A 26,097-nucleotide genomic window follows, 5' to 3' on the forward strand; every position below is an offset into this window, starting at 1 on the left:
CACCAGCGCGTGGCAACGCCTCGGCGGCCCCAGAATCCTCGATTCCTGAATCTAAAATCATCAATAGGATCAATGCGATGTCCATTCATCTTCCGGCAGTTTGTGCTATTGCAAAGCGCGGCGCTAGAATCGCCGGAGGCAGCGGAACAGGCGGGACCACCATGACAGAAATGCGCACGCGCCGACGGTTCCGACCGTTGGCCATCGGGCTGTTCGGGGCGTTATTGCCTCTGGCCCTCTCCTCCACCGCGCAGACACCCGCGCCCACCGCCGCTGCATTGCAGGCGGCCACTGTGGCGCAGTCGCCCACCGCACCGCTGCCCTATCGCAGCGCGCTGCCGGCCAATCAGGTGTTGGCACCGGCTGCCGGTTTCGATGTGGCGGCATTCGAATCGATGGCGGACCAGCTGACCTACGGCAACCGGGTGCCCGGCATGGCGATGGCCATCGTGCAGGGCGGCAAGGTGCTCAGCGCGCGCGGCTATGGCGTCACCGATGTCAATCATCCGCAGCCGGTCGATGGCCACACCGTGTTTCGCCTGGCCTCGCTGTCCAAAGCCTTCGCCGGCACCATGGCCGGGCTACTGGTCAACGATGGCGTGCTGCGCTGGGACAGCAAGGTGGTCGACTATGTGCCGGGCTTCCAGCTCAGCGACAACGCGGCCACCCGTCAACTCACCGTGGCCGAAGTACTCAGCCATCGCGTGGGCCTGACCCGCAACGCCTACGACCGCGATATCGAATCCAACGTCGACTACTACTCGCTCAGCCATAAGCTGGCCGCTGCGCCGCTGCGTTGCGCACCAGGCGATTGCTACGCGTATCAGAACGTCGCCTTCAGCCTGGTTGGCGATGTGGTGTTCGCCGCATCGGGCAGCTTCTACGAGCAATCGGTAGAGCGCCGCATCTTCAAGCCGCTGGGCATGAACGACGCCAGCATGGGTCTGGCCGGTATCCAGGCCAGCCCGCACTGGGCGCGCCCGCATGTGCGCAGCCGCAATGGCTGGGTGTCGCTGACGCCCAAGCCCACCTACTACCGCCTGGCGCCCGCTGCGGGCGTCAACGCCAGCGCCAGCGACATGGCGCAGTGGCTGCTCGCGCACACCGGCCATCGCACCGACGTGCTGCCTGCGCCGCTGCTGGCGACGCTGCACGCGCCGCTGATCTCCACGCCGGGCGAAATGCGTTCGGGCTGGCGCCATGAGCGTGTGGATGCAGCCAGCTATGCGCTGGGCTGGCGCGTCTTCGATTACGCCGGCCATCAAGTGGTGTTCCATGCGGGCGCGGTGCAGGGGTATCGCGGCTTGGTCGCACTGCTGCCAGAGCGCGACCTGGGTGTTGCGATCCTGTGGAACGGCGAAAGCGGCCTGCCCTCGGGCATGCTGCCGACCATCCTGGACCGCGCGCTCGGCCTGCCGGCCAAACGCTGGCTGGACATCGACGTGGACGGCGACTTCGGCAGCGAGAATATGCTGGCAGAGAAGCCCGACCCGGCTGGCAAGGGCGTGTCTTCCGGCAAGTCGGTGGCGTCGCCACGCTAAGTGGACCTCGTGCACTGACCTGGTGTCGGTAGCGTAGGCAAAGGCGGCTTCGGCCGCCTTTGTTGTTTCTGTGTCTTCATTGCGCGTTGGGCGGCTCGCCGATGGCATGCCTGCCGGGCGCGCAGGAGCAAAGCCGTGGATGTGCGATGCGACTAACATCCTTGGCTGCCGCTAACACTCATTGCCCCCAACGCCGAGACTGAGCCGGTCTGTTCGCGGACCGACGTGGCGCGCCCGAACGGTTGGCTCTGGAATCTCACGGCGTGGTCCACCGCATGATCTTGCTCTGCGACCTGCTGCATTGCCGGCACGCCATCAAATCAGGCAGCGGCCGCGTGCTGTCGTGCCCTCGACCCCTCGAGCCCTCGATCCCTCGATCCCTCGGTAATCCCCCCGCCCATTAGCAGACGCCAGAAGTGGAATTTTCTCGTATCCTTTCTCGAGGAGGTTCCATGAAGAAGTCCCGCTTTACCGACAGCCAGATCATCGCCGTGCTCAAGCAGGCCCAGGCCGGTGCGCCCGTGCCGGAGCTGTGCCGCGAGCACGGCATCAGCTCGGCCACGTTCTACAAGTGGCGCAGCAAGTTCGGCGGCATGGACGTGTCCATGGTCGCGCGCATGAAGGAGCTGGAGGAGGAGAACCGCCGGCTCAAGAAGATGTACGCCGAGGCGCAGCTCAGTACCGACCTGCTGAAGGAAGCGCTCGCAAAAAAATGGTGAGGCCATCTCAGCGACGCGAGATGGCCCAATCGGCAGTCACGAGCGGGCGTACGAACATCCGCCACGCCTGCCAGGCCTTCGCGGTGAGCGAGACCTGCTTCCGCTACCAGGCCAAGGCCAGCGAGCAGAACGCCCGGGGCGTGTCCTAGATTTTGTGTAACCGGGCCACAGGCAGGAGACTGCCACCTAACCCGGAGACACCATGAGCCCACGCACACATGAGGTACCCGACGAGCTGCTTAGCAGCCTGTTGGTCAACTACACCAAACCCGAGGATCTGATCGGCGAGAACGGCCTGCTCAAGCAGCTGACCAAGCGGTTGGTGGAGCGGGCGCTGGACGCGGAGATGACCGAACACCTCGGTCATGACAAGCATGAGCCGGTCGCCAACGCGGCCGGCAACACGCGCAACGGACGCAGCCGCAAGACGCTCAAGGGCGAGTTCGGCGAGCTGCCGATCGAGATTCCGCGTGATCGCCACGGCAGCTTCGCGCCACAGCTGATCCCCAAGCACCAGACCCGCTGGGCCGGCTTCGATGACAAGATCTTGTCGTTGTACGCGCGCGGCATGACCGTGCGCGAGATCCAGTCGCACCTGGAGGAGATGTACGGCACCGAGGTGTCGCCGAGTCTGATTTCCTCAGTCACCGATGCGGTCGTCGAGGAGGTCAAGGCGTGGCAGGCGCGGCCACTGGATCCGGTCTATCCGATCGTCTATCTGGACTGCATCCACGTCAAAGTGCGCGAGGGCGCGGTGCGGGTCAAGGCGGTGTACCTGGCCATCGGCATCACCATGGGCGGCGAGAAGGAAGTGCTGGGCCTATGGCTGGCGCAGGCCGAGGGTGCCAAGTTTTGGCTGCAAGTCGTGACGGAGCTACGCAACCGCGGGGTGCAGGACATCTTCATTGCCTGCGTCGATGGCCTGAAGGGGTTTCCCGAGGCGATCGAGGCGGTGTTCCCGCAGACCACCGTGCAGCTGTGCATCGTGCACATGGTGCGGCACAGCCTGAACTACGTCTCGTGGAAACGCCGCGCCGAGGTTGCCGCCGATCTCAAGCGCATTTACGCCTGCGCCACCGTCGAGGAGGCCGAGCAGGCACTGACCGAGTTCGAGGCCAAGTGGGACGCCCAGTACCCGCCCATCAGCCAGTCATGGCGGCGCAATTGGTCACGACTGATCCCGTTCTTCGACTACCCACCGGAGATCCGCAAGGTGATCTATACGACCAACGCCATCGAGTCGGTCAACATGAGCCTGCGCAAGCTGACCAAGAACCGCGGCGCGTTCCCCAGCGACGAAGCCTTGATGAAACTGTTCTACCTGGCTCTGCGCAACATCACCAAGAAATGGACGCTGCCGATCCGCGACTGGAAGGCTGCGCTGAACCGCTTTACGATCCAGTTCGAGGGGCGACTTCCTCAGCGGTAACCCAAACCACGGTTACACAAAATTCTGCACACGCTCAACGCCCGGATCGCCGACTGGCTGGTCCGCCTGACGACCGCCCATCGCGACTGGGGCTTTGGCCTGTGCTACCTGTACCTGCGCAACGTGAAGGGCTTTGGCTGGAATCACAAGCGGGTCTACCGGATCTACCGCGAGCTGGAGTTGAACCTGCGGATCAAGCCGAGGAAGCGGCTGGTGCGTGAGCGGCCCGAGCCTCTGGCGGTGCCGGAGGCTATCAACCAGGTCTGGTCGATGGACTTCATGCACGACCAGTTGGCCGACGGCCGCAGCTTCCGGCTGTTCAATGTGCTCGACGACTTCAATCGCGAGGGGCTGGGGATCGAGGTGGATCTGTCGCTGCCGTCAGCCCGTGTGATCCGATCGCTGGAGCAGATCATCGAGTGGCGCGGCAAGCCCGCCGTGATCCGCTGCGACAACGGCCCTGAATACATCAGTGGCGCGTTGCTGTCCTGGGCGCAGCGGCATGGTATCCGGGTCGAGCACATCCAGCCGGGCAAGCCACAGCAGAACGCCTACGTTGAACGCTACAACCGCACCATCCGCTACGCCTGGCTCGCCCAAACCCTGTTCGACACCATCGACCAGGTGCAGGACAAAGCCACCCGCTGGCTATGGACGTACAACCACGAGCGTCCGAATATGGCGCTCGGCGGCATCACGCCTGCCATGAAGTTGGCGATGGCCGCTTAGCTCCACTTCTGGCGACCGCTAGAAGTGGGGGGATTACCCAACCTCACACCCAGCACGCCAGTGCCAGGCATAAAAAAGCTCCCTCCCCGCTGGGCGTCGGGGAGAGAGCTCGATGTTTACGGCGATCGGGTATTACAAGATCAGATCAGCGGTGCCGGGGTTGCGGGCAGCGCGACCGGAGCGGCCTTCTTCTTGCGAACGGCCGGCTTCTTCTTGGCGACCTTCTTCACGGCGGGCTTCTTGGCAGCGGTCTTCTTGGTGGCGGACTTCTTGGTCGCCTTCTTCGCTACTGCCTTCTTGGCGGTCTTCTTGGCGGTCTTCTTGGCGGCGGTCTTCTTGGTCGCCTTCTTTGCGGTCTTCTTCACTGCCTTCTTGGCGGCAGTCTTCTTGGTTGCCTTCTTCGCAGTCTTCTTCACCGCCTTCTTGGCGGTTGCCTTCTTTGCAGTCTTCTTGACGGCCTTCTTGGCAGCAGTCTTCTTCACTGCCTTCTTGGCGGTTGCCTTTTTGGCGACCTTCTTGACTGCCTTCTTGGCGGCAGTCTTCTTCACTGCCTTTTTGGCAGTGGGTTTCTTTTTCGCAGCTTTTGCAGTGGCCATGTAATTGGCTCCTCGTCAGTGAACTATGGAGGTGAAACGCCCAGTTGAACCAAACCCCGCGACGGCATGCCGTCGTCGGGAACCGTCCGCAGATGATGCGCGACGGAACGGATACAGAAACACCCGCATCGAACAGCGACACGGGTGCGTAGTCGGAACGACAACTGCTTTCTTGGAGAGAAGCGGACCCGACTCCACCGTGGTTAGCGCTTCGGTGGACATCCGGAACAAGCTTGTCGGCGCGATGTCGATTCTGCTCACTCTCTTCTGCAGCAATGTCTGCTGGGCGAAACCTAATCACGCTTTTTTTTACTGTCAACACTCTTTTGCAATTTTTTTTTACCCACCATCGCTGCGCGCCACGGCCACGCCATCGAATCACCCCGCGCGTGCACATCCTCGTCCAAGCCAAAAGCGCGTTGGCCCAACAGCGTTTTCAAAAAAGCACTTCTTTTCCGCTGTTTTTTTTATGCCGTGTGCTTGCGTGGCTGCCTGGGCGCTTGGACGACGCGGTGGCGAAGCCGATGCCGCGGCATTGCTTGCCGCCTGTCCGCCAGCTGAAAATTTTTTATCCAACGGCTGCACTTCCGACGTCGCATGAGCAGAAATGCGCAAACTTATCGAGTGCCTAGAGCGTCATGCACGCACCCGCGCGCACCGACTACCGCATCCATCGCGTGCACCGACCGATGATCGAGCGAGGCGGCATGGCGCAAATTTTTTTCACCGGGCGCACGCCAAACCCTCACGAACGACTCACGTCAGAAATCCGGCGCAGTGCAGGCGGGCGAGCAGTGGATGCACGTTGGATCGTTGCTGCCGATCCAACGCATCGACATGCCACCAACGGCATCGCGGTCGGGGGCGGCCGACGCGTCCCTCTCGCCGATTGCGCGCCGGCTCGCGCCGCATCGCTGCACCGAGGCACGCATCACCGACGCAGCCGCGCAAAAAAAATGGCCGCTCCAGGAGCGGCCATCGGATACCGGCGGCAACGATACCTGATCAGTGATCGTCGTCTTCGAGCAGCTCGGCATAGTCGTCCGGGTCCAGCAGGTCGTTGAGCTGTTCCTTGTCGTCGATCTCGACGACGAAGATCCAGCCTTCGCCATAGGCGTCCTCGTTGATGGTTTCCGGCTTGTCGCTCAACGCGCTGTTGACCTCGACAACGGTGCCGCTGACCGGGCTGTAGACGTCGGAGGCGGCCTTGACCGATTCCACCACCGCAGCGCCGTTGCCGACCTGCACGGTGTCGCCGACGCCCGGCAGTTCGACGTAAACCAGGTCACCCAGCAAGCCCTGCGCGTGGTCGGAAATGCCGACGGTCACGCGACCGTTGCTTTCGACGCGGGCCCACTCGTGGGATTTGAGGAACTTGAGGTCGCCAGGGATCTCGCTCATGGGTGTGCTCCGGGAAAGATGATGGTTGGGGACAGGTGGCTAGTTTAGACCGCGCGACAAGACAGGTGCACGCACGGCGGTGTGGCGATGGCGATACGGATACGGACCCGGACGCAGCGCCGCGCGCAATACGCGGCGCTGCACGAGTCAGTCGCCGAGCACGCCGGGCTGTGCCTGGCCATCGCGCACGAACGGAAACTTCACTGCGCGCAGCGGCACCTGCTTGCCGCGGATGTCCACCCGCAGCTGCTCGATGCTGCCGGCCGGCACGCGCGCGAAGGCGATCGCCTTGCCCAGCGTGGGCGAGAACGTGCCGGACAGGATCTCGCCTTCGCCACTGGCGGTGAGCACGGTCTGGCCATGCCGCAACACGCCCTTCTCGTCCATCACCACACCGATCAGCTGACGCGGTGCGCCCTGCGCCTTTTGCGATTCGAGCACGCTGCGACCGATGAAGTCGCGTCCTTCGTCCAGGGCGATCGTCCAGGCCAGCCCGGCCTCGTAAGGGGTGACGCCATCGTCCATGTCCTGCCCATAGAGATTCATGCCTGCTTCCAGACGCAGGGTGTCGCGTGCACCCAGGCCTGCGGGCTTGACGCCCTGCGCGAGCAACGCATTCCAGAATGCGACGGCGGCCTGCTGCGGCAACACGATCTCGAAACCGTCTTCGCCGGTGTAGCCGGTGCGCGCGAGGAACAAATCAATGCCATCGCGCGAACGCGTCTGCAGCGCGGCGAAACGGCCGAGCTTGCTCGCCGCTGCGGTGTCGGCCGGGTCGAGCAGGTCGATGACCTTGGTGCGCGCGCTGGGACCTTGCACGGCAATCATCGCGAAGTCGCTGCGCTCTTCCACCCGCACGTCGAAGCGTGCAGCCTGCTCGCCGATCCACTGCAGGTCCTTTTCGCGGGTGGCGGCGTTGACCACCAGACGGAAGAAGTCTTCCGTCATGTAGTAGACGATGAGGTCGTCGATCACCCCACCCTGCGGATTGAGCATGCAGGTGTACAGCGCCTTGCCCGAGACCTTGAGCTTGTCCACCGAGTTGGCGAGCAGGTAGCGCAGGAACTCACGCACGCGCGCGCCGTGCAGATCGATCACCGTCATGTGGCTGACATCGAACATGCCGGCGTCGCGGCGCACCTGGTGGTGCTCGTCCAGTTGCGAGCCGTAATGGATCGGCATGTCCCAGCCGCCGAAGTCGACCATCTTGGCGCCAAGCGCACGATGGGTGTCGTTGAGGATGGTCTTCTGGGTCATGTGCGCCGTTCCAAGGGAAAGACGGCCATTATCGCCGTCCTGTCACGCTTGGGGAACGGCGTACACGCCCCTGCGTGGTTGCGCTGCCTGCAAGCGCTGAAGCAACGCGATGCTACGCCGCGCTGCAACAAGGCCGAGGTCGGCACCGCAGTGCCAAGCCCTGCCCGCGTACATCAACCGGCCGGCTGCACCAGCAAGGTCATGCCATCGACGCCGACGATGCGCACCGGCGTGCCGGCCGGCAGATCCGGGCCGGCCACCACCCAGAACGCATCATCGACCTTGGCCCGGCCGCGACCATCGTGGATGGCCTGATCGAGCGGCACGCAACGGCCGATCAACTGCTCGGCACGCCGATTGAGCAGCGGGCGATCGCTCTGTCGGCCCTTGCCGCGGAACCAGGTGCGATACACCTGCACCGAGACGAAGCTGAGCAGCACGAATGCCACGATCTGCCACAGCAACGCGATGTCCGGCAACACCAGCACCAATAAGCACACCGCTGCGGCGGCGATCCCCATCCACAACAGGAAGGCACCCGGCACCAGGGTCTCGGCCGCAATCAGCAGCAGCGCCAGCACTGCCCAGACCGCCACGTCCCAGCGCATGGCTCAGGCTCCCGCGCGCGGCGGCATCGGCGGTACGCGCACGGGCGCGTCATTCTTGCCGGCCGCCTCCTTGGCCAGCTCGGCGATACCGGCGATGGAGCCGATGATGCCGCTGCATTCCATCGGCATCAGCACGAATTTCTGGTTGGGTGCGGTGGCCAGCGCCTTGAACGCTTCCACATACTTCTGTGCGACGAAATAGTTGATCGCCTGCACGCTGCCGTTGGCGATGGCGTCGGACACCATCTGCGTCGCGCGTGCCTCGGCCTCGGCCAGGCGTTCGCGCGCTTCGGCATCGCGGAAGGCGGCTTCCTTGCGGCCTTCGGCCTCGAGCACGGCGGCCTGCTTCTCGCCATCGGCGCGCAGGATTTCCGATTGACGCGAGCCTTCGGCTTCGAGGATCTGGGCACGCTTTTCGCGCTCGGCTTTCATCTGCCGCGCCATCGAATCGATCAGGTCGCGCGGCGGCTGGATGTCGCGAATCTCGATGCGGGTGACCTTGATGCCCCATGGATTGGTGGCCTGGTCGACCACGCTGAGCAGTTGCGCATTGATGGTTTCGCGCTGGCTGAGCGACTCGTCCAGATCCATCGATCCGATCACGGTGCGGATATTGGTTTGCACCAGCGCGATCGAGGCGATCTCCAGATTGGACACTTCGTATGCGGCCTTGGCCGCATCCAGCACCTGGAAGAACACCACTCCGTCCACACGCACCACCGCGTTGTCCTTGGTGATGACGTCCTGGCTGGGGACATCCAGCACCTGCTCCATCATGTTGATCTTGCGCCCCACGCCGTAGACCACCGGCACCAGGAAGTGCAGCCCAGGGCTCATGGTGTGGGTGTAGCGGCCGAAGCGCTCCACCGTCCATTGGTAGCCCTGCGGCACCATGCGCACGGTTTTGAACAGGACAACGACGCCGGCAACCAACACGGCGATGGCGAGAAACGAAGTCGGAAACATGTGCAGCCCCTTGCAAGTCGTGGATCTATCCTTGCGTGAGTATGCCTCAGCGCTCCCGGCGACCAATGCCGGCCACGTGCAGGGCGGGCCCGGGCACAACCGCTGCAGCCGGCCGCTGCCGCACGACAGGCAACGTACGCGCGTGCATGCAAACGCAGTCAGGCGCTACGCGGCGAGAACATGATGACCGCCATGCCGAGCAGGCAACAGGCGGCGCCGAGCAGATCCCAGCGCGTCGGCGTCACGCCGTCCACCCACCACAACCATAGCAGCGCGCTGGCGATATAGACCCCGCCATAGGCCGCGTACACGCGACCGCTCGCTTCCGGATGCAAGCTCAACAGCCAGACGAAGACGGCAAGGCTCAGCGCAGTGGGCAGCAGCAACCACGCGCTGCCCCCTTTGCGCAGCCAGAGATAAGGAAGGTAGCAACCGACCAACTCGGCGAGCGCCGTCGCGGCGAACAGCAGCAGCGTGGTCGGCGGGATCGTCATACGGGGCGCGGCGTATCGGTATCGGTATCGGTATCGGTATCGGTATCGGTATCGGTGGCGGTGGCGGTGGCGGTGGCGGTGGCGGTGGCATCGTGGCCGGTTTGATACCGCACTGCACTGCGGGAAGCCTCACCGCCGACGGACGGGTGACGGCTGGCAGGGCTGTCCACAGGCGGGGCGTGGGAAAGCGGGGCGCGCGAGGCCGATGCGTCGCCTGCGGAACTGTCGACGGCCGGCACATCGCCGCGGCGCTCCTCCCGCTTGACCTGTTGCCATAACGCTTCCTGCGCGTCCAGCGACAACGCGTCCAACGACGTGCCGGCAGTACGCGCCTGCGCCTCCATTGCACGAAAGCGACGTTCGAATTTCAGGTTGGCGTGCCGCAACGCGGCGCCGACATCCACCTTGGCATGGCGCGCCAGATTGGCGCAGACGAACAACACATCGCCCAATTCGTCTTCCAGCCGGGTTTGATTGTCGGCCACCGGGCCGCGGGCGAATTCCACGCGCAGCTCTTGGATTTCTTCCTGCAGTTTTTCCAGCACCGGCATCGGGCCGGGCCAATCGAAACCCACCCGCGCCGCACGCGCCTGCAGCTTGGTGGAGCGCTGCCATTCCGGCAGCCCGCGCGCGATGCCGGCGAGTGCGGAGCCGTCCTGATTGCCTGCGGCGTGGCGCTCGTCGCGCTTGATCTGCTCCCAGCTGGCGCTTAACGCCTGCGCATCGGGCGCCGGTTGCGCGGCGAACACATGCGGATGGCGACGTATGAGCTTGTCGCTGAGCGTGGCGAGCACGTCGGCGAATGTAAACGCCCCCTGCTCGGCCGCCATTTGCGAATGGAAGACCACCTGCAGCAACAGGTCGCCCAACTCGTCGCGCAGGCCAGCCAGGTCGTTGCGGTCGATCGCATCGGCCACCTCGTAGGCTTCTTCGATGGTGTACGGCGCGATGCTGGCGAAGGTCTGCTGCACATCCCAGGGACAGCCATTTTCGCGATCGCGCAGGCGCGCCATCAAGTGCAACAGCTGCTGGATATCGCCGGTGGATGGGGTCTGAGACATCGTGTCTTCCTGGAACCTGAGTGAGTGCGCCGCCTGCGCATGTGCCACGACGCAAGCGATGTACGCGGCCGTTGCACACCGCAACAACGCGCCGCACGCAAGCGCGTGCGGGGATACCGGAGTGTACCTTTCAGTGCGTCAGGGCTTTGCGCAGCCATGCCGTCGCCAGGACGGCGCGCATGCCGCTCAGGCCAGCCAATCGCGCCAGGGCAGATTGGGGTCGCCCAGTGCGATGAAGTCGCCGTTGAGCAAGGTGTCGCGGCGGTTGTAGCGGAACGGTTTGCCGCTGGCGCCGGCCAGCAACACGCCACCGGCCGCATGCAACACGCACTGGCCGGCGGCGGTGTCCCACTCGGAAGTGGGACCGAAGCGCGGATACACGTCCAGATCGCCCTCGGCGATGCGGCAGAACTTCAACGACGACCCTTGCGCGACCACGTCGATCTCGCCCATCCGCTCCAGCGCGGCGGCGGTACGCGCGTCGCGATGCGAGCGGCTGGCCGCCACCCGCAACGGCGTGGCGGCCGGGGTGCGCGTGTGCAGCATCTCATCGCGGTCGCCATCACGGCGGAAGGCGTTCTCGCCGCGCGCGGCGTACCAGACCCGCCCGTCGACCGGCGCCTGCACCACTCCCAGCACCGGTGCGCCCATATGGATGAGTGCGATGTTGACGCTGAACTCGCCATTGCGCTTGACGAATTCGCGGGTGCCATCGAGCGGATCGACCAACCAGTAACTGGTCCAGTACTGGCGCTGTTCCCAGGCCACGTGCGCAGACTCTTCCGACAGCACCGGCACATCCGGGGTGACACGGCGCAAGCCTTCGACGATGACGCGGTTGGCCGCCAGGTCGGCTTGGGTCAGCGGGCTGGCGTCGTCCTTGATCTCCACCGAAAAGTTCTGGGCATAGACCTCCATGATGGCCGCGCCGGCATCGCGCGCGATGGCGATCACGGTTTCGCGCAGCTCCATCGGGATGCGGATCATGGATTGCGCTCCAGCCATTCGCGCGCAATGAACAAGGCGGCCAGCGAGCGGCCTTCGGAGAAATCTTCGCGCAGCATCAATTCGTCCAGACGTGCGATCGGCCACGGCACCACGTCCATCTCTTCCGGCTCGTCGCCAACCAGGCGCTCGGGGTAGAGGTCGCGTGCCAGCACCAACCAGGATTGGTGACTCATATAAGTAGGAGCGAGCGTCATCGCGCGCAGCACCTGTACCTGGCGTGCGCCATAGCCGGCTTCTTCCTTGAGCTCGCGGTCGGCGGCCTGCTCGGGCGTTTCGCCGGCGTCGATGCGGCCCTTGACCAGACCGAGTTCGTAGCGATGCACGCCGGCGGCATATTCGCGCACCAGCAGCACGGTTTGCGCATCGAGCATGGGCACCACCACCACGGCGCCGTGGCCCTGGCTGAGTTGGCGTTCGTAGATGCGGCGCTGCCCGTTGGAAAATTCCAGATCCAGCTGCTGCCGACGGAACGGCCCGTCGCCCAGATCGGTGATCTTGTGGATGATCGGCAGACGCGAGCTCATGCGTCGCACGCAGCCGCAACGCGGGCCGATAGAATAGGCGGATGCATCGACATGTCCATGAACCCGAAATCCTAGCAGACCCTGCAGCCGCGCAAACTGCCGAACATTGGCGGCAACGCGATCTTGCGGTGGTGTGGCACCCCTGCACGCAGATGCGTGAGCACCCGCACACGCTGCCGCTGGTGCCGATCGCGCGTGGCGAAGGCGCATGGCTGGTCGGCCATGACGGCCGCCGCTACCTGGACGCGGTGAGCAGCTGGTGGACAAACCTGTTCGGTCATACCGAACCGCGCATCGGCGCGGCCATCGCGCGCCAGGCCGGTGAACTGGAACAGGTGATGCTGGCCGGCTTCACGCATCCGCCGGCCGTGCAACTGGCCGAGCAGTTGCTGGCGATCGCGCCGCGCCAGGCCGGGCGTGCACCGTTGTCCAAGGTGTTCTACGCCGACAACGGATCGGCGGGCGTGGAGGTGGCGCTGAAGATGGCCTTCCATTACTTCCACAATCGCGGCGACCACCGGCGGACGCGGTTCATCGCACTGGAGAATGGTTACCACGGCGAGACCATCGGCGCGCTGTCGGTTGGCGATATTCCGCTGTACCGGCGCGTGTATGCGCCGCTGTTGCTGGAGGCGATGTTCACACCCTCGCCCGATGCCTACCTGGCCGAGCCGGGGCAAAGCGCCGAAGACCATGCGCTGCAGGCAGCCGATGCGTTGCAGGCCATGTTCGAACGCTCGCCCGGCGAAATCTGCGCGCTGATCCTGGAGCCGCGCGTGCAATGCGCGGGCGGGATGCGCATGTACCACCCGGCGTATCTGCGCCGCGCGCGCGAATTGTGCGATGCCCATGGCGCCTTCTTGATCGCCGACGAGATCGCCACCGGTTTCGGCCGTACCGGCACCTTGTTCGCCTGCGAACAGGCCGGCGTGATGCCCGACCTGCTATGCCTCTCGAAGGGGCTGACCGGCGGCTTCATGCCGCTGTCGGCGGTGCTGGCCACGCAGCAGCTGTACGACGGATTTCTGGACGATTCGCGCGAGCGTGCGTTCCTGCATTCGCACAGCTACACCGGCAACCCGCTGGCATGTGCGGCGGCGCTGGCGACCTTGAAGATCTTCGCAGACGACGACGTGATTGCGCGCAACCAACCCATCGCCGCGCGCATGCGCGAGCTTGCTGCGCAGATCGGCGCACACCCGGCCGTGGCGGACGTGCGCCAGGCCGGCATGATCGTGGCGTTCGAGCTGACCCAGGGCGGCGACAAGCGCACGCCATTTGCGCCTGCCGCACGCGTCGGCCTGAAGGCGTATCGCGCGGCGCTCGAAAAAGGCGTGGTGCTGCGCCCGCTCGGCGACGTGCTGTACTGGATGCCGCCGTATTGCGTGGACGAGGCGCAGCTTGCGTTGCTGGCCGACACCACCCGGCATGCCATCACCGAGGCGGTGGCATGCGCCTGACCCGTTCGCATGTCGCGCTGCCGCTGCACTGCGACCAGGAAGTGGCATTGCCGGAAGAGTCGGCCAATCACCTGCTGCGGGTGCTGCGGCTGCGCGAGGGCGATGCCTGCATCCTGTTCAACGGCGACGGCAGCGACTACCACGCACGCATCACCGTGGCGGGCAAGCGCGATGCACGTGCGCTGGTGGAACGCGTCGAGCCACTCTCCAACGAATCGCCGCTGCGCATCACCTTGATGCAAGGCATCGCGCGCGGCGAGAAGATGGATCTGATTTTGCAGAAGGCCACCGAGCTGGGCGTTGCGGCGATCGTGCCGGTGATCGCCGAGCGCACCGAGGTCAAGCTCGATGCGGCGCGCACCGAAAAACGCGTGGCGCACTGGCGCAGCGTGGTGGTGTCGGCCTGCGAGCAATCCGGCCGTGCACGTCTTCCTAGCGTTGCCGCGCCGCAGGGCTTGCAGGACGCGGCGCAGGCCAGCGATGCGCATGCGCTACGGCTGACGCTGGACCCACAGGGCGAGCATCGTCTGGGCACGTTGGCATCGAGCGTCCAGCAACACATCGTCGTGGCGATCGGGCCGGAAGGCGGCTGGTCGCCGCGCGATCGCGCGCTGCTTGCCGAGGCGGGCTTCAGCGGCCTGCAGCTGGGGCCACGCATTCTGCGCACCGAAACGGCAGGACTGGCGGCGATTGCGGCGCTGCAGTCGCGGTTCGGCGACCTGTAGCGCCATGACACTGTAGGAGCGCACCGGGGCGCGGCCGGGCGTTTATCGGTAAGACCGCATCGCGCCCGGGTGCGCCCCTACGGGCCCAGATGCGCTCTATGGGGATGCGGGGATTTGCTCGGCATGGCGTCGTCCCTTGCATGCTGACGGCTCCGTCCACCGCGTCCCGACCTGACACCCGCGCTGTCTCGTAGGAGCGCACCTGGGCGCGACAGGGCTTTTATCGGTAAGGCCTCATCGCGCCCGGGTGCGCTCCTACGGGATGCGGAGGTGATCCAGCCGGATTGCTGCACCTGCCGATGTGCGAGCGCTCAGCGGCCGTGCTGCAGGAACCAGTTGGCCGCGCCGATGACGCCAAGCTGGCCGTGCTCGACGATGCTCACCGGCACCTGTTCCAGCGCGGGACGCAAGGCGCCCTTGTCGAGCAGGCGCGCGACAAAATCGCTAGCGGCAATGAAGGTAGCGATTTGCGGCAGGAACCCGCCGGCCAGATAGACGCCACTGCGCACGCCATACAGCAGCATCAGATCGCCAACCACGCTACCCATAAACCCGCAAAACGCCTGCAGAGCGTCGTGCGCCAATCCATCGTTGCCGGCCATTGCGGCCGCGGTGATATCGGCCGGGCTGGCGTGCACCACGGGGTCGCCGCGCAAGGCAGCCAGCGCGGTGTAGAGATTCAACAGGCCTGGGCCGGACAACAGCGTTTCGGTACCCACGTGGGTGCGCGTGCGCCGCAGTTCCTGCAGCAGCGCCATTTCCAGATCGCTGGCCGGCGCCAATGCAGCGTGGCCGGCTTCGGTGGGCAGCACCACCGGATGGGCACCGTTGGGGATCCACAGCGCCGCGCCCAGGCCCGTGCCCGGACCAAGCACCAAGGCCGGGCCTGCGGCACCTTGCGCCGGGCCAGACAATTGCATGACCTGGTTGCCGATCATGTAATTGGCAGCGTAGGCGACCGCTTCGAAATCGTTGACCAGATGCAGGGCCTGCATGCCGAGCTGGCGGCGAATCTGCTCCGGCGCCAGCACCCAGGGAAGATTGGTGGTGATCACGCTGCCGTCTTCCAGCGCATAGCCGGCGCTGGCAATCACGCCCCGGCGTACCGGTGCACGTCCCAGTTCCGCAAAAAATGTGGCCATGATGTCGGCAAGACCCGGATAGTCGGCGCAGCGGTATTTGCGGTAGTCCAGCATCGTGACCGGCTTGCCTGCGTCATCGCTTTCGCATACCAGCGCCAGGCGCACGTGCGTCCCGCCCACATCGGCGGCAACGAAGGTTTCGGGGCGCGGAAAGGCCACCGCTTCCATTGGACTGCTTGCGCTCACGCATTCTCCTGATCAGTGCCGGCGGCTGGCGTCGTCGCCCGTTGTCCGACGAACGGCACACGGGTAGACAACGTTGTCAGCAATCGTCTTGTAACGCAACCGTGGCACCCGCGACACCGCCCAAATGGGACGGCGCGCATCATTCGCCAAAAATCTGCAGCCGCGCCGGCGATTCCTGCACAACTCCCGAGCGCACCGTGGCCGTTACCGTGTTTACGATCGTACGCGCCGATGGTAGCAGTCGCGTTCGCAAAGCGCATTGCGCAAGATGTTGCGGCGCAGCGTCCGCCTCGGCCCGAAAATGCTGCATTGCAGCGCAATCGCAGCTACATCAGAGATCTGTGACGACGTGTTGACAACGCTGTCAGCGCTACGCGAGACTCGATTCAAATCGGGGTTCTGGCAGGAGGGGCCATGGACTGTTCGGTACTGAAGAACGGGCATTCCCTCGCCTGGCATTCCAGATTCGCGAGTCGTGCGTCGCCAGACGTTCCCGCTCGCTGATGTGCGTTTAGCTCCACCGCTTCACCACACGGGGGACACCTCCTTCACCACGCGAATCGCCTGCCCTCTGCTTCGAGAGAAGCGTGCCAGCGCAATCACCGCGATCGGTCAGGGCGTGTTGTTTTGCCGGCCACGCCGAGCGCGTTGCGTCCTATTGCAGGGCAGCGCGCTCACAGCACTAACCAATGAGGTTTAGCCATGCACAGCCGCACCACGACGTTAGCACTCTGTATCACCGCCGCTCTGTACTGCTCCGGCTCTGCAATGGCTGCCGGACAAGAACAACCAGCCCAGGCCAGCACGCCGTCGAGCACCACCGAGCTGGATACCATCACCGTCACCGGCTACCGCGCGTCGCTGGAAAAGAGCCAGGCGGTCAAGCGCTCGGCAAATTCCATCGTCGATGCGATCAGCGCCGAAGACATCGGCAAGTTCCCGGACACCAATGCGGCCGAATCGCTGGCACATCTTCCCGGCATCAGCGTCGACCGTCAGTTCGGCGAAGGCGAAAAGGTCAGCATCAACGGCACCGACCCGGCGTTGAACCGCGTGCTGCTCAATGGCCAGACCATCGCCTCGGGCGATTGGGGCGGCAACCCGACCGACACCAGCGGCCGTACCTTCAACTACACGCTGCTGTCGCCGGAAATCATCGGCCTGATGGAGGTCTACAAGACCCCTGAAGCGCGCATCGACGAAGGCTCGATCGGCGGCACCGTGATCGTGCACACCCGCAAGCCGCTGGACCTGCCCAAGAACACCATCCGCGGCTCGGTCGGCTACAACTACAACGATCGTTCGGAAGAAGGCAATCCGCGCGGTTCGGCGCTGTGGAGCTGGAAAAACGACGACGAGACCTTCGGCGCGTTGATTTCGGCCACGCACGACAAGCAGGACCTGGCGCGCGCTGGTATCGAGTTCTTCGGCTACAACACCGGCGCAGGCATCCCGGCGACCGCAAACATTTCCGGCGACGGTGGCAGCGTCGCGACCGCCAAGATTCCGGTCGGCATCAACAGCGCCTTCTTCCAGCAGACCCGCGAGCGCAACGGCCTGCAGGGCGCGCTGCAGTGGAAGCCGAACGAGCAGAACGAATTCAATCTGACCGGCATCTACATCAAGGGCAAGTACAACAACTTCAGCGAATCGCGTTACGTTTGCCCAGGCTGCGGCGACCAGGACAAGATCACCAGCGCGACCGTTCAGAACGGCTATGTCACCCAGGCCACGGTCACCGATGGCGCCGGCAATGGCAACCAGCCCTATGCGCAGCTGGACACCAACTATCGCGAAAGCACCGTCACCACCAAGAGCCTGAACCTGCGCCACGATTTCTACGGCGAGAATTGGGTGTTCACCACCCAGGTCGGCAACACCAAGGCCACCGGCGGCAAGAACCCCGAGTATCTGATGAAGTTCCTGCTGCAGGACGGCGGCTACGACTTCGCCTACGACGGCAGCCATACCGACGTGAACTACCAGAACGGCGCTGCGTCCAACTGGGGCCTGCCGGGCAGCCCGGCAGGATTGCCGGCAGGTTCGACCGCCACTGGCGCCATGCAGGCTGGTGGCATCTACTACGCCAAGAGCGAGGACCAGGAAAAGTACTTCCAGTGGGATGCCGCGCGCGACTTGAGCTGGGGCCCGTTCAACAAGCTGCAGTTCGGCTACAAGTACATCAACCACGATAACGGCGTCGATGCCCGCGGCAATCGCATCAATACCACCGATGCGGTGTCGCTGACCCAGTTCAGCCCCGGCACGACTCCGAGCGGCCTGTACGACGGTCTGGGCGCCAGCGGCGACCTGACCAACTGGTCCACCGCCAACCTGAACTCGGTGATCAGCTACCTACGCAGCCAGCCGCAAGGCCCCTACAGCATCGATTAGGTAATCCCCCCACTTTTAGCGGTCGCCAGAAGTGGAGCTAAGCGGCCATCGCCAACTTCATGGCAGGCGTGATGCCGCCGAGCGCCATATTCGGACGCTCGTGGTTGTACGTCCATAGCCAGCGGGTGGCTTTGTCCTGCACCTGGTCGATGGTGTCGAACAGGGTTTGGGCGAGCCAGGCGTAGCGGATGGTGCGGTTGTAGCGTTCAACGTAGGCGTTCTGCTGTGGCTTGCCCGGCTGGATGTGCTCGACCCGGATACCATGCCGCTGCGCCCAGGACAGCAACGCGCCACTGATGTATTCAGGGCCGTTGTCGCAGCGGATCACGGCGGGCTTGCCGCGCCACTCGATGATCTGCTCCAGCGATCGGATCACACGGGCTGACGGCAGCGACAGATCCACCTCGATCCCCAGCCCCTCGCGATTGAAGTCGTCGAGCACATTGAACAGCCGGAAGCTGCGGCCGTCGGCCAACTGGTCGTGCATGAAGTCCATCGACCAGACCTGGTTGATAGCCTCCGGCACCGCCAGAGGCTCGGGCCGCTCACGCACCAGCCGCTTCCTCGGCTTGATCCGCAGGTTCAACTCCAGCTCGCGGTAGATCCGGTAGACCCGCTTGTGATTCCAGCCAAAGCCCTTCACGTTGCGCAGGTACAGGTAGCACAGGCCAAAGCCCCAGTCGCGATGGGCGGTCGTCAGGCGGATCAGCCAGTCGGCGATCCGGGCGTTCTGCTCGCTGGCCTTGGCCTGGTAGCGGAAGCAGGTCTGGCTCACCGCGAAGGCCTGGCAGGCGTGGCGGATGTTCGTACGCCCGCTCGTGACTGCCGATTGGGCCATCTCGCGTCGCTGAGATGGCCTCACCATTTTTTTGCGAGCGCTTCCTTCAGCAGGTCGGTACTGAGCTGCGCCTCGGCGTACATCTTCTTGAGCCGGCGGTTCTCCTCCTCCAGCTCCTTCATGCGCGCGACCATGGACACGTCCATGCCGCCGAACTTGCTGCGCCACTTGTAGAACGTGGCCGAGCTGATGCCGTGCTCGCGGCACAGCTCCGGCACGGGCGCACCGGCCTGGGCCTGCTTGAGCACGGCGATGATCTGGCTGTCGGTAAAGCGGGACTTCTTCATGGAACCTCCTCGGGAAAGGGGACGAGAAAATTCCACTTCTGGCGTCTGCTAATGGGCGGGGGGATTACCATTACGGCTCATCGTTCGATGTCAAGGAAATCACCCATAACTTCTACACCCAGCTGAACTTCGAGTCCGGCAAGTGGCGCGGCAACCTTGGCGTTCGCTTGGTCGACACCAAGGACAAGTCGCTGTACTGGCAGAACAGCGGTGGCAACAACTACAGCCGTGTCGCGCAGAACACCGACTACTTCAAGCCGTTGCCGAGCTTCAACATCGCCTATGACATGACCGACGATTCCGTGCTGCGCTTCTCGGCAGCCAAGGTCATTGCACGTCCGCGCTATGGTGATCTGGCCGGCGCCTTCACCTTCAACAGCACCAACAGCCAGAACCTGACCGCCAGCGGCGGCAACCCCAATCTGAAGCCCTACGAGTCGACCAACTACGACCTCGCGGCGGAGTGGTATTTCGCTCCGTCGAGCATGCTGTCCGGTGAAGTCTTCTACCGCGATATCGGCTCCTACATCGTGACCGACACCAGCGAGCAACAACTGACCGATCCGGTCAGCGGGGTCACCGGGCTGTACACGGTCAGTTCGCCGATCAACGTGTCCAATGCAAAGGTCAAGGGCGCATCGATCAATTACCAGCAAGCCTTCGGTTACGGTTTTGGCTTGCAGACGAACTACACCTATGCCGAAGCGGATGCCAGTGAAGGCTTGAACCTGCCCTACCTGTCGCGCAATACCTACAACATCATTCCTTACTGGGAACAGGGCCCGTGGACGGTGCGCGTGAACTACAGCTACCGCTCCAAGTACTTCACCCAGATCGGCCGGCTGGATTCGAAGGTCTTCACCGACGAATACAAGCAGCTGGACCTGACCGCGTCTTATCAGATCAACGACTGGATGGGTATCAGCTTCAGCGCGACCAACCTGCTGGATTCGACGTACTACTGGTACAACGAGGTGAAGTACGCACCGATCGGCATGTACAAGAACGGACGCGGCTACCAGGCCCAGCTGAACTTCAAGTTCTGACGTAGTCCCGGCGCGCCACCGCCCCTCCACGGTGGCGCGCTTTTTTTTGGACCTGTCGCTGTCCGCAGCGGCAGGTCGATGTCGCACCAAGGAGTGGTACTGGCCACGCCCCTTCGCAGCCGAGGGGGCGTGGCCAGGCCCGCTTTCGCCATCCACGCGCGGCCGCGGCATGACCGACGCGTTTCGCTTACAGGAGTGCAGTTCCCATGATGACCGATAGCCGCCAGTTCGCGGCTCCATCCCGCCGCCACGCCGGAGCTGCACCCAGAAGCCGAATGCTCGCGTTCGCTCTCTTGCTCGCGCTGCCCGCGCTGCACGTCAATGCGGCGCAATCGCCGACTGCCGCCACCGCCGCCACGCTCAGCCCCGACGCGATCGACCAGCAGTGGCTCGATGCCACCGCCGCTTATGCGCCCGAGCGCGAGCGCCTGGTGCGCGAAGCAGAAGCCGGCGCACGCAAGGGTCCGTTCCGTCCCGATTGGGCCGCACTGAAGGCCTATCAATCGCCGGCGTGGTACGACAACGCCAAGTTCGGCATCTTCATCCACTGGGGTGTGTTCTCGGTGCCGGCGTTCGGCAGCGAGTGGTATTCGCGCAACATGTATCTGCAAGGCTCCAAGGAATTCGCCCATCATGTGGCGACCTACGGGCCGCAGGCGCGTTCCGGCTACAAGGATCTGATTCCCAAGTTCACCGCCCCCAAGTTCGACCCGACTGGCTGGGCCAAGCTGTTCCGGCAATCCGGCGCGCGCTATGTGGTGCCGGTGGCCGAACACCACGACGGTTTTGCGCTGTACGATTCCAAGTTGTCCGACTGGACCGCGATGAAGATGGGGCCCAAGCGCGACCTGCTGGGCGAACTGTCCAGGGCCATCCGCGCACAGGGGCTACATTTCGGGCTGTCATCGCACCGCGCCGAACACAACTGGTTCTTCGATGGCGGGCGAAAGTTCGATTCGGACGTCAACGACCCGCGTTACGCGGCGCTGTATGGTCCGGCGCAGGTGCGCCTGCCGGGCAAGGACGATGCCGATGTGGCCAACGACTGGACGCCGGTCTCGCAGGCCTGGCTGGACGATTGGCTGGCGCGCACCACCGAGTTGATCGACACCTATCAACCGGACCTGATCTATTTCGATTGGTGGATTGCCCACCCCACCTTCCGCCGCAGCCTGCCCACGATGCTGGCGTATTACTACAACCAGGGCGCGGCGCGTACCGAAGCCGACCGCGGCGTGGTGGTGAACTACAAGCTCGGCGCCTTCCCCGAAGGCGCAGGCACGCTGGATATCGAGCGCGGCCAGCTCACCGGCATCCACCCCACGCATTGGCAGACCGACACCTCGGTCAGCAACGCCTCGTGGGGCTACATCGAAAACGACACCTACAAGTCGCCCACCTTCATCATCCACATGCTGGCCGACGTGGTGGCCAAGAACGGCAACCTGATGCTCAACATCGGGCCGCGCGCCGATGGTTCGATCCCGGACACCGAGCGCGGCATCCTGCTGGCGATCGGCAAGTGGCTCAAGACCAACGGCGGCGCGATCTACGACAGCAAGCCGTGGCGCGTGTATGGCGAAGGCCCCACGGAAGTGGTGGGCGGCACCTTCCAGGACATCAAGACCAAGCCGTACACGGCCGAGGATTTCCGCTTCACCACGCGCGATGGCGCGCTGTATGCGATCGAACTCGGCTGGCCCAGCAATGACGAAGCGGTGATCGGCTCGCTCAAGGCCGCCGACGGCGTACGCGCCGTGACCTTGCTGGCAAACGGCAAGAAGATCCCGTTCGAACAACGCGCCGACGGCCTGCATCTGCGCCTGCCGCTCAAGCCGGTTGGCGAGAGTGCCTACGTCTTCCGCATCGACCTTTCCTCCCCCACTCCCTGACGGATGTTGTCTTTCATGAGTAAGCGATTGACCTGGATGTTGCTCGCGCTGGCACTGACCTGCGCTCCGGCCTTGGCCAAAAACCCCACGGCGTTGTTCTATCTGATGAACACGCAGAAATCGACCAACTCCTTCATCGCCAACGTCGACAAGATCGATGTGGTGGTGCCTACCTGGTATGGCGTGGACCAGAACGGCCTGGTCGACGGCACCCCCAACATGTATCTGTACGACATCGCCAAGCAGCATAAGCTGCGGGTCATGCCGATCCTGTCGATGACCACCGGTCGCGAAGGCTTCCACAAGCTGATGCACGACGAAGCCGCCAAGAAGCGCATGATCGAGTCGCTGCTCATCCACGGCAAGCAGCACAAGTACTACGGCTTCCAGTTCGATTTCGAAAACATCGCCTGGACCGACCGCGACGCCTACACGCTGATGGTCAAGCAGACCGCAGATGCGCTGCACAAGGCCGGGTTCAAGATGTCGGTCGCCGTGGTGCCGAATGCACCGGGTTATGCCGAAGGCGGCCAGTTCTCCAAGTGGATGTGGGAATACTGGCGCGGTGCGTACGACCTCAAGGCGCTGGGCCAGGCGGTGGATCTGGTCAGCCTGATGACCTACGACCAGCACACGCGCTGGACCACGCCCGGCCCGGTCGATGGCATGGTGTGGATGAAGAAGCACCTGGATTACGCCATCACCCAGGTACCGAAAGACAAGCTGTCGCTGGGCATCGCCACCTACGGCTACCGCTGGTACACCGGCAACCCGGTGAAGGAAGACGGCACCGAGGCATCGAATATTTCCGCAACGTATATCGATGCGGACGAGTCGTTCCCGCTGGCGCAGGAACAGAACGCCACCGTGCAGTGGGATCCGGTCGAGCAGGAATCGTGGTTCTACTTCTATCGCGACGACATGCGCGAGTGGGTATTCCGCCCGGACGCACGTAGCTTCAAGGCACGTTACGAGCTGACCAAGCAATACGGCCTGGAAGGATTCAGCTGCTGGGTGCTGGGCGCCGAAGACCCGAAGGTGTGGGACGAGCTACCGACTGCGCAGCGCTAAGCGCAGCCCACGCGACGGCGCGACGACGGCATAGTGATCAGGCGGGCGCGGTTGGTGCAAGGAATTGGACTGCGTGGCTGCAGTCCGGTTCCAGCGTTGCCCGCGCCCGCTTTGCAGCGACCGCTCCCCCTGACGTGATCGCATGGTCACGCAGTACGTCGCTGCGCAACGGGACGAAGCGTGCGCCAGTCACTGCGTCTTCCGACACGGCTTTGCTACTGTGCGTGGCTGCCGTGTACCGCCGCCATACCGGGATGTGATTGCATGATGTCGAACTCCGCACCCACCGCACGCCCGACAGCCGTCGCGCCGTTCTCCTCGCGCCTGCTTGCGCTTGCGTTCGCAGCCATGTCGCTGGCCGGCTGCGGTCAACGTGCGCCAGGCACCTCGCCGGCCGCTGCCACGGCGGGCACCTCTGCTGCGGCAACCGCAAGCACGGCGGGTACTCCGTTGCCACTGATTCCCGCAGCAGTCGAGGTCAAACGCGGTAGCGGCAGCTTCACGGTGGGCGCCGGCACGGTGATCTCGATCGTGCCCGGCGACGCCGATGCACGGCGCAGTGCCGAACATCTGGCCGACCTGCTGCAACGCACGCGTGGGCTGCGCTTGGAAGTGCGCGCCGAAACCAGCGCATCGCCTGGCAGCATCCGCCTGGAGCGCAGCGCGCAGGCACCGGTGGCGCACAAGGAAGGCTACAGCCTGGAGGCAGATGCCGAGGGCGTGCGTATCACCGCGCGCGATGGTGCCGGCTTGTTGTATGGCGCAATCAGCGCCTGGCAATTGATGACACCGGATGCACGCAAGGGCGAGGTCCAGGTACCGGCGGTGGCGATCCGCGACTGGCCGCGTTTCAGCTGGCGCGGCCAGCATCTGGATGTGGCCCGGCATTTCCATGATGTGGACACGGTCAAGCATGTGCTCGATACGATGGCCCTGCACAAGCTCAACGTGCTGCATTGGCATCTCACCGATGACCAGGGCTGGCGCATCGAGATCAAGCGCTATCCCAAGCTCACCGAGGTGGGCGCATGGCGTACACCGCCCGGCGCCGGCCAGCATGGCACGCCGCAGCGTTATGGCGGCTTCTACACACAGGAACAGATCAGCGAGATCGTCGCCTATGCGGCGCGCCTGCATATCACCGTGCTGCCCGAACTGGACATGCCCGGCCATGCGCAGGCGGCCGTTGCTGCCTATCCCGAGGAAGTGGGCGTACCCGGCGCACGCACGCAGGTGGGCGTGGACTGGGGCGTCAACCCCTACCTGTTCAATACCAGCGAACGCAGCCTGACCTTCATCACCAACGTGCTGGACGAAGTGCTGACCTTGTTCCCGTCGACCTACATCCACATCGGTGGCGATGAGGCGGTGAAGGATCAGTGGGAAGCCTCGCCGGCGGTGCGCGCGCAGATGCGCAAGCTCGGGGTCAAGGACGCGCATGCGATGCAAGGCTGGTTCAACGAACAGCTGGCGGCCTACCTCACCCAGCACGGCCGCCGCATGATCGGCTGGGATGAAATTCTGGAAGGCGGCGTGCCGGCCAGTGCGTCGGTGATGTCGTGGCGCGGCATCGAAGGTGCAGTGACCGCAGCAAAGCAGGGCCACGATGTGGTGCTGGCGCCGGGCGACTGGCTTTATCTGGACAACCTGCAGACCACGCGCAGCGATGAACCGAACGGTCGCATGACCGTATTGCCGCTGTCCAAGGTCTACGCATTCGATCCGGTGCCGGCCAAGCTCGGCGCCGAACAGGCCAGGCATGTACTGGGCGCACAAGGCGCGCTGTGGTCCGAATACATCCCCTCACGCTGGCATGTGGATCACGCCCTGTTTCCGCGGCTGGCTGCGGTAGCGGAAGTGACCTGGTCGCCGCCGGCAGCGCGCAACTGGGACAGCTTTCTGGCGCGCATGCCGGCGCAGCTGCAGCGCTACAAGGCGCTGGGCATCGACTATAGCGACGGCGCCTTCGCTGCCGATATCGCGTTGGAAGGCGGATCTAATCCGGTGCTCGCCGGCGGGCCGGCCAAGGTGGCGCTGAGCACGCAAGCCGGCGCGGGCATGCTGCACTACACCATCGACGGCAGCGCGCCCACGCCGGCATCGCCGCGCTACAGCGCGCCGTTCGCGATTCAATTGCCGACCACGGTCAAGGCCGCCACGTTCGATGCGAGCGGCACGCCGCTAGCGGCCACGCGCAGCCGTATCTTCGATCGCGCGAGCTTGTTGCGGGTGGATACGCAGGGATTGCAGCACTGCGTCGACACCGGCGCGCTCGGCTTGCGCCTGCCGCTGTTGCCGGAGATGACCGGCGCCGACACGCCGGTGTACAACGTCGACCTGTTCCATGCCTGCCGCCTGTATCCGCAGGCACGGCTGGACGGTATCGGCGCCATCCGCATCGAAGCGGCACGCCTGCCCAACAACTTCGGCCTGGCGCACGAGCAATCCAAGGTCGTGCAATACCCGGCCAAGACCCGCGGCGGTGAGCTGGAAGTGCGCCTGGGCTGCGACGGCGAGCTGATCGCCAGCGTGCAACTGCCGCGCAGCGACACCCTGGGCGAACAATTCACCCTGGAAACCGCACTGCCTGCACGCACCGGCATCCACGATCTGTGCCTGCGCTTCACCGCGCCGATCCGCGGCCCCCTGTATGCCGTCGGCGCCGTCCAATTGATTGAAACCACTGCGCAGGCGCCCCCCGCCGCCACGCGCTGAGCCACCCT

Annotated in this window: 20 protein-coding genes and 4 pseudogenes; 13 read left to right on the top strand and 11 right to left on the bottom strand. The window is 64.4% G+C overall.

Annotation, left to right across the window (positions count from 1 at the left end; all coding sequences use genetic code 11):
* Positions 1-161 precede the first annotated feature (161 nt).
* From ACCQ00_RS15115 to ACCQ00_RS15130, 4 genes and pseudogenes are all read left to right on the top strand, one after another.
* On the top strand, positions 162-1,541 hold the full coding sequence (locus ACCQ00_RS15115) for a serine hydrolase domain-containing protein (protein ID WP_039572307.1): 1,380 nt from the start codon (positions 162-164) through the stop codon (positions 1,539-1,541).
* A 452-nt stretch (positions 1,542-1,993) separates the two neighbouring features.
* Positions 1,994-2,394 (top strand): annotated as a pseudogene (locus ACCQ00_RS15120) (transposase); the annotation flags it as partial.
* 68 nt (positions 2,395-2,462) lie between these two features.
* Complete coding sequence (locus ACCQ00_RS15125) at positions 2,463-3,689, top strand: IS256-like element ISXax1 family transposase (protein WP_011345585.1); 1,227 nt, start codon at positions 2,463-2,465, stop codon at positions 3,687-3,689.
* Positions 3,690-3,725: 36 nt separating this feature from the next.
* Positions 3,726-4,418: pseudogene (locus ACCQ00_RS15130) on the top strand (IS3-like element ISXac2 family transposase); the annotation flags it as partial.
* Between the two features lie 140 nt (positions 4,419-4,558).
* On the opposite strand, the gene ACCQ00_RS15135 reads toward ACCQ00_RS15130, so the two are convergent.
* A complete protein-coding gene (locus ACCQ00_RS15135; RefSeq protein ID WP_039571989.1) occupies positions 4,559-5,014 on the bottom strand; it encodes a hypothetical protein in 456 nt (151 codons plus the stop codon).
* 244 nt (positions 5,015-5,258) lie between these two features.
* On the opposite strand from ACCQ00_RS15135, the gene ACCQ00_RS15140 reads away from it, so the two are divergent.
* Both ACCQ00_RS15140 and ACCQ00_RS15145 read left to right on the top strand, forming a co-directional pair.
* Positions 5,259-5,615 carry a hypothetical protein gene (locus ACCQ00_RS15140; RefSeq protein WP_157926371.1) on the top strand — a complete coding sequence of 119 codons (357 nt, stop codon included), beginning with the start codon at positions 5,259-5,261 and terminating at the stop codon, positions 5,613-5,615.
* 176 nt (positions 5,616-5,791) lie between these two features.
* Complete coding sequence (locus ACCQ00_RS15145; protein WP_039571992.1) at positions 5,792-6,019, top strand: hypothetical protein; 228 nt, start codon at positions 5,792-5,794, stop codon at positions 6,017-6,019.
* Here ACCQ00_RS15145 and gcvH read toward each other — a convergent pair whose 3' ends face one another.
* The 8 genes from gcvH to nudE form a co-directional block, all read right to left on the bottom strand.
* Complete coding sequence (gene gcvH / locus ACCQ00_RS15150; protein WP_003482419.1) at positions 6,020-6,415, bottom strand: glycine cleavage system protein GcvH; 396 nt, start codon at positions 6,413-6,415, stop codon at positions 6,020-6,022.
* Positions 6,416-6,562: 147 nt separating this feature from the next.
* Entirely contained in the window at positions 6,563-7,672 is a 1,110-nt protein-coding gene (gene gcvT / locus ACCQ00_RS15155) for a glycine cleavage system aminomethyltransferase GcvT (RefSeq protein WP_039571994.1), read from the bottom strand.
* A 173-nt stretch (positions 7,673-7,845) separates the two neighbouring features.
* Positions 7,846-8,280 (bottom strand): NfeD family protein, encoded by a 435-nt coding sequence (locus tag ACCQ00_RS15160; protein WP_039571997.1) that lies wholly within the window; start codon positions 8,278-8,280, stop codon positions 7,846-7,848.
* A 3-nt stretch (positions 8,281-8,283) separates the two neighbouring features.
* Positions 8,284-9,246: an SPFH domain-containing protein gene (locus ACCQ00_RS15165; RefSeq protein WP_039572000.1), complete on the bottom strand. Its 963-nt coding sequence runs from the start codon at positions 9,244-9,246 to the stop codon at positions 8,284-8,286.
* Between the two features lie 158 nt (positions 9,247-9,404).
* Positions 9,405-9,740, bottom strand: coding sequence for a YnfA family protein (locus tag ACCQ00_RS15170; protein WP_039572002.1), 336 nt, complete (start codon positions 9,738-9,740; stop codon positions 9,405-9,407).
* Positions 9,737-10,801 (bottom strand): nucleoside triphosphate pyrophosphohydrolase, encoded by a 1,065-nt coding sequence (gene mazG, locus ACCQ00_RS15175; protein WP_101918747.1) that lies wholly within the window; start codon positions 10,799-10,801, stop codon positions 9,737-9,739. The genes ACCQ00_RS15170 and mazG overlap by 4 nt, the downstream gene beginning before the upstream one ends.
* 186 nt (positions 10,802-10,987) lie before the next feature.
* Entirely contained in the window at positions 10,988-11,788 is an 801-nt protein-coding gene (gene cysQ, locus ACCQ00_RS15180) for a 3'(2'),5'-bisphosphate nucleotidase CysQ (protein WP_039573463.1), read from the bottom strand.
* Positions 11,785-12,333: an ADP compounds hydrolase NudE gene (gene nudE / locus ACCQ00_RS15185; RefSeq protein ID WP_003482427.1), complete on the bottom strand. Its 549-nt coding sequence runs from the start codon at positions 12,331-12,333 to the stop codon at positions 11,785-11,787. The genes cysQ and nudE overlap by 4 nt, the downstream gene beginning before the upstream one ends.
* Before the next feature lie 41 nt (positions 12,334-12,374).
* Between nudE and bioA the strand changes: the two genes are divergently transcribed.
* The gene (gene bioA, locus ACCQ00_RS15190; protein ID WP_039573460.1) at positions 12,375-13,793 is read left to right on the top strand and encodes an adenosylmethionine--8-amino-7-oxononanoate transaminase; all 1,419 of its coding nucleotides are present in this window, start codon (positions 12,375-12,377) and stop codon (positions 13,791-13,793) included.
* The gene (locus ACCQ00_RS15195) at positions 13,784-14,518 is read left to right on the top strand and encodes a 16S rRNA (uracil(1498)-N(3))-methyltransferase (protein ID WP_017157881.1); all 735 of its coding nucleotides are present in this window, start codon (positions 13,784-13,786) and stop codon (positions 14,516-14,518) included. Before bioA ends, ACCQ00_RS15195 begins: the two co-directional genes overlap by 10 nt.
* Before the next feature lie 311 nt (positions 14,519-14,829).
* Here the strand turns inward: ACCQ00_RS15195 and ACCQ00_RS15200 are convergent, their stop codons facing one another.
* Positions 14,830-15,828: a glucokinase family protein gene (locus ACCQ00_RS15200; protein WP_180301657.1), complete on the bottom strand. Its 999-nt coding sequence runs from the start codon at positions 15,826-15,828 to the stop codon at positions 14,830-14,832.
* A 720-nt stretch (positions 15,829-16,548) separates the two neighbouring features.
* Here ACCQ00_RS15200 and ACCQ00_RS15205 point away from each other — a divergent pair.
* Positions 16,549-18,237, top strand: a pseudogene (locus ACCQ00_RS15205) (TonB-dependent receptor); the annotation flags it as partial.
* A 40-nt stretch (positions 18,238-18,277) separates the two neighbouring features.
* On the opposite strand, the gene ACCQ00_RS15210 reads toward ACCQ00_RS15205, so the two are convergent.
* Positions 18,278-19,365, bottom strand: a protein-coding gene (locus ACCQ00_RS15210; RefSeq protein WP_099770620.1) for an IS3-like element ISXac2 family transposase whose coding sequence is annotated in 2 segments (ribosomal slippage) — positions 18,278-19,113 and positions 19,113-19,365 — 1,089 coding nt in all. Because the reading frame shifts where the segments join, the coding sequence is not laid out codon by codon here.
* 50 nt (positions 19,366-19,415) lie between these two features.
* On the opposite strand from ACCQ00_RS15210, the pseudogene ACCQ00_RS15215 reads away from it, so the two are divergent.
* From ACCQ00_RS15215 to ACCQ00_RS15230, 4 genes and pseudogenes are all read left to right on the top strand, one after another.
* Positions 19,416-20,411: pseudogene (locus ACCQ00_RS15215) on the top strand (TonB-dependent receptor); the annotation flags it as partial.
* Positions 20,412-20,617: 206 nt separating this feature from the next.
* Positions 20,618-22,303: an alpha-L-fucosidase gene (locus ACCQ00_RS15220; RefSeq protein WP_372353975.1), complete on the top strand. Its 1,686-nt coding sequence runs from the start codon at positions 20,618-20,620 to the stop codon at positions 22,301-22,303.
* Positions 22,304-22,306: 3 nt separating this feature from the next.
* Positions 22,307-23,374, top strand: a complete 1,068-nt coding sequence (locus tag ACCQ00_RS15225; protein WP_039567953.1) for a glycosyl hydrolase family 18 protein — start codon at positions 22,307-22,309, stop codon at positions 23,372-23,374.
* 264 nt (positions 23,375-23,638) lie between these two features.
* Complete coding sequence (locus tag ACCQ00_RS15230; RefSeq protein WP_039567956.1) at positions 23,639-26,089, top strand: family 20 glycosylhydrolase; 2,451 nt, start codon at positions 23,639-23,641, stop codon at positions 26,087-26,089.
* Positions 26,090-26,097: the final 8 nt, after the last annotated feature.

Source organism: Xanthomonas sp. NCPPB 3761 (assembly GCF_041475705.2).
GTDB classification, from domain to species: domain Bacteria; phylum Pseudomonadota; class Gammaproteobacteria; order Xanthomonadales; family Xanthomonadaceae; genus Xanthomonas; species Xanthomonas phaseoli.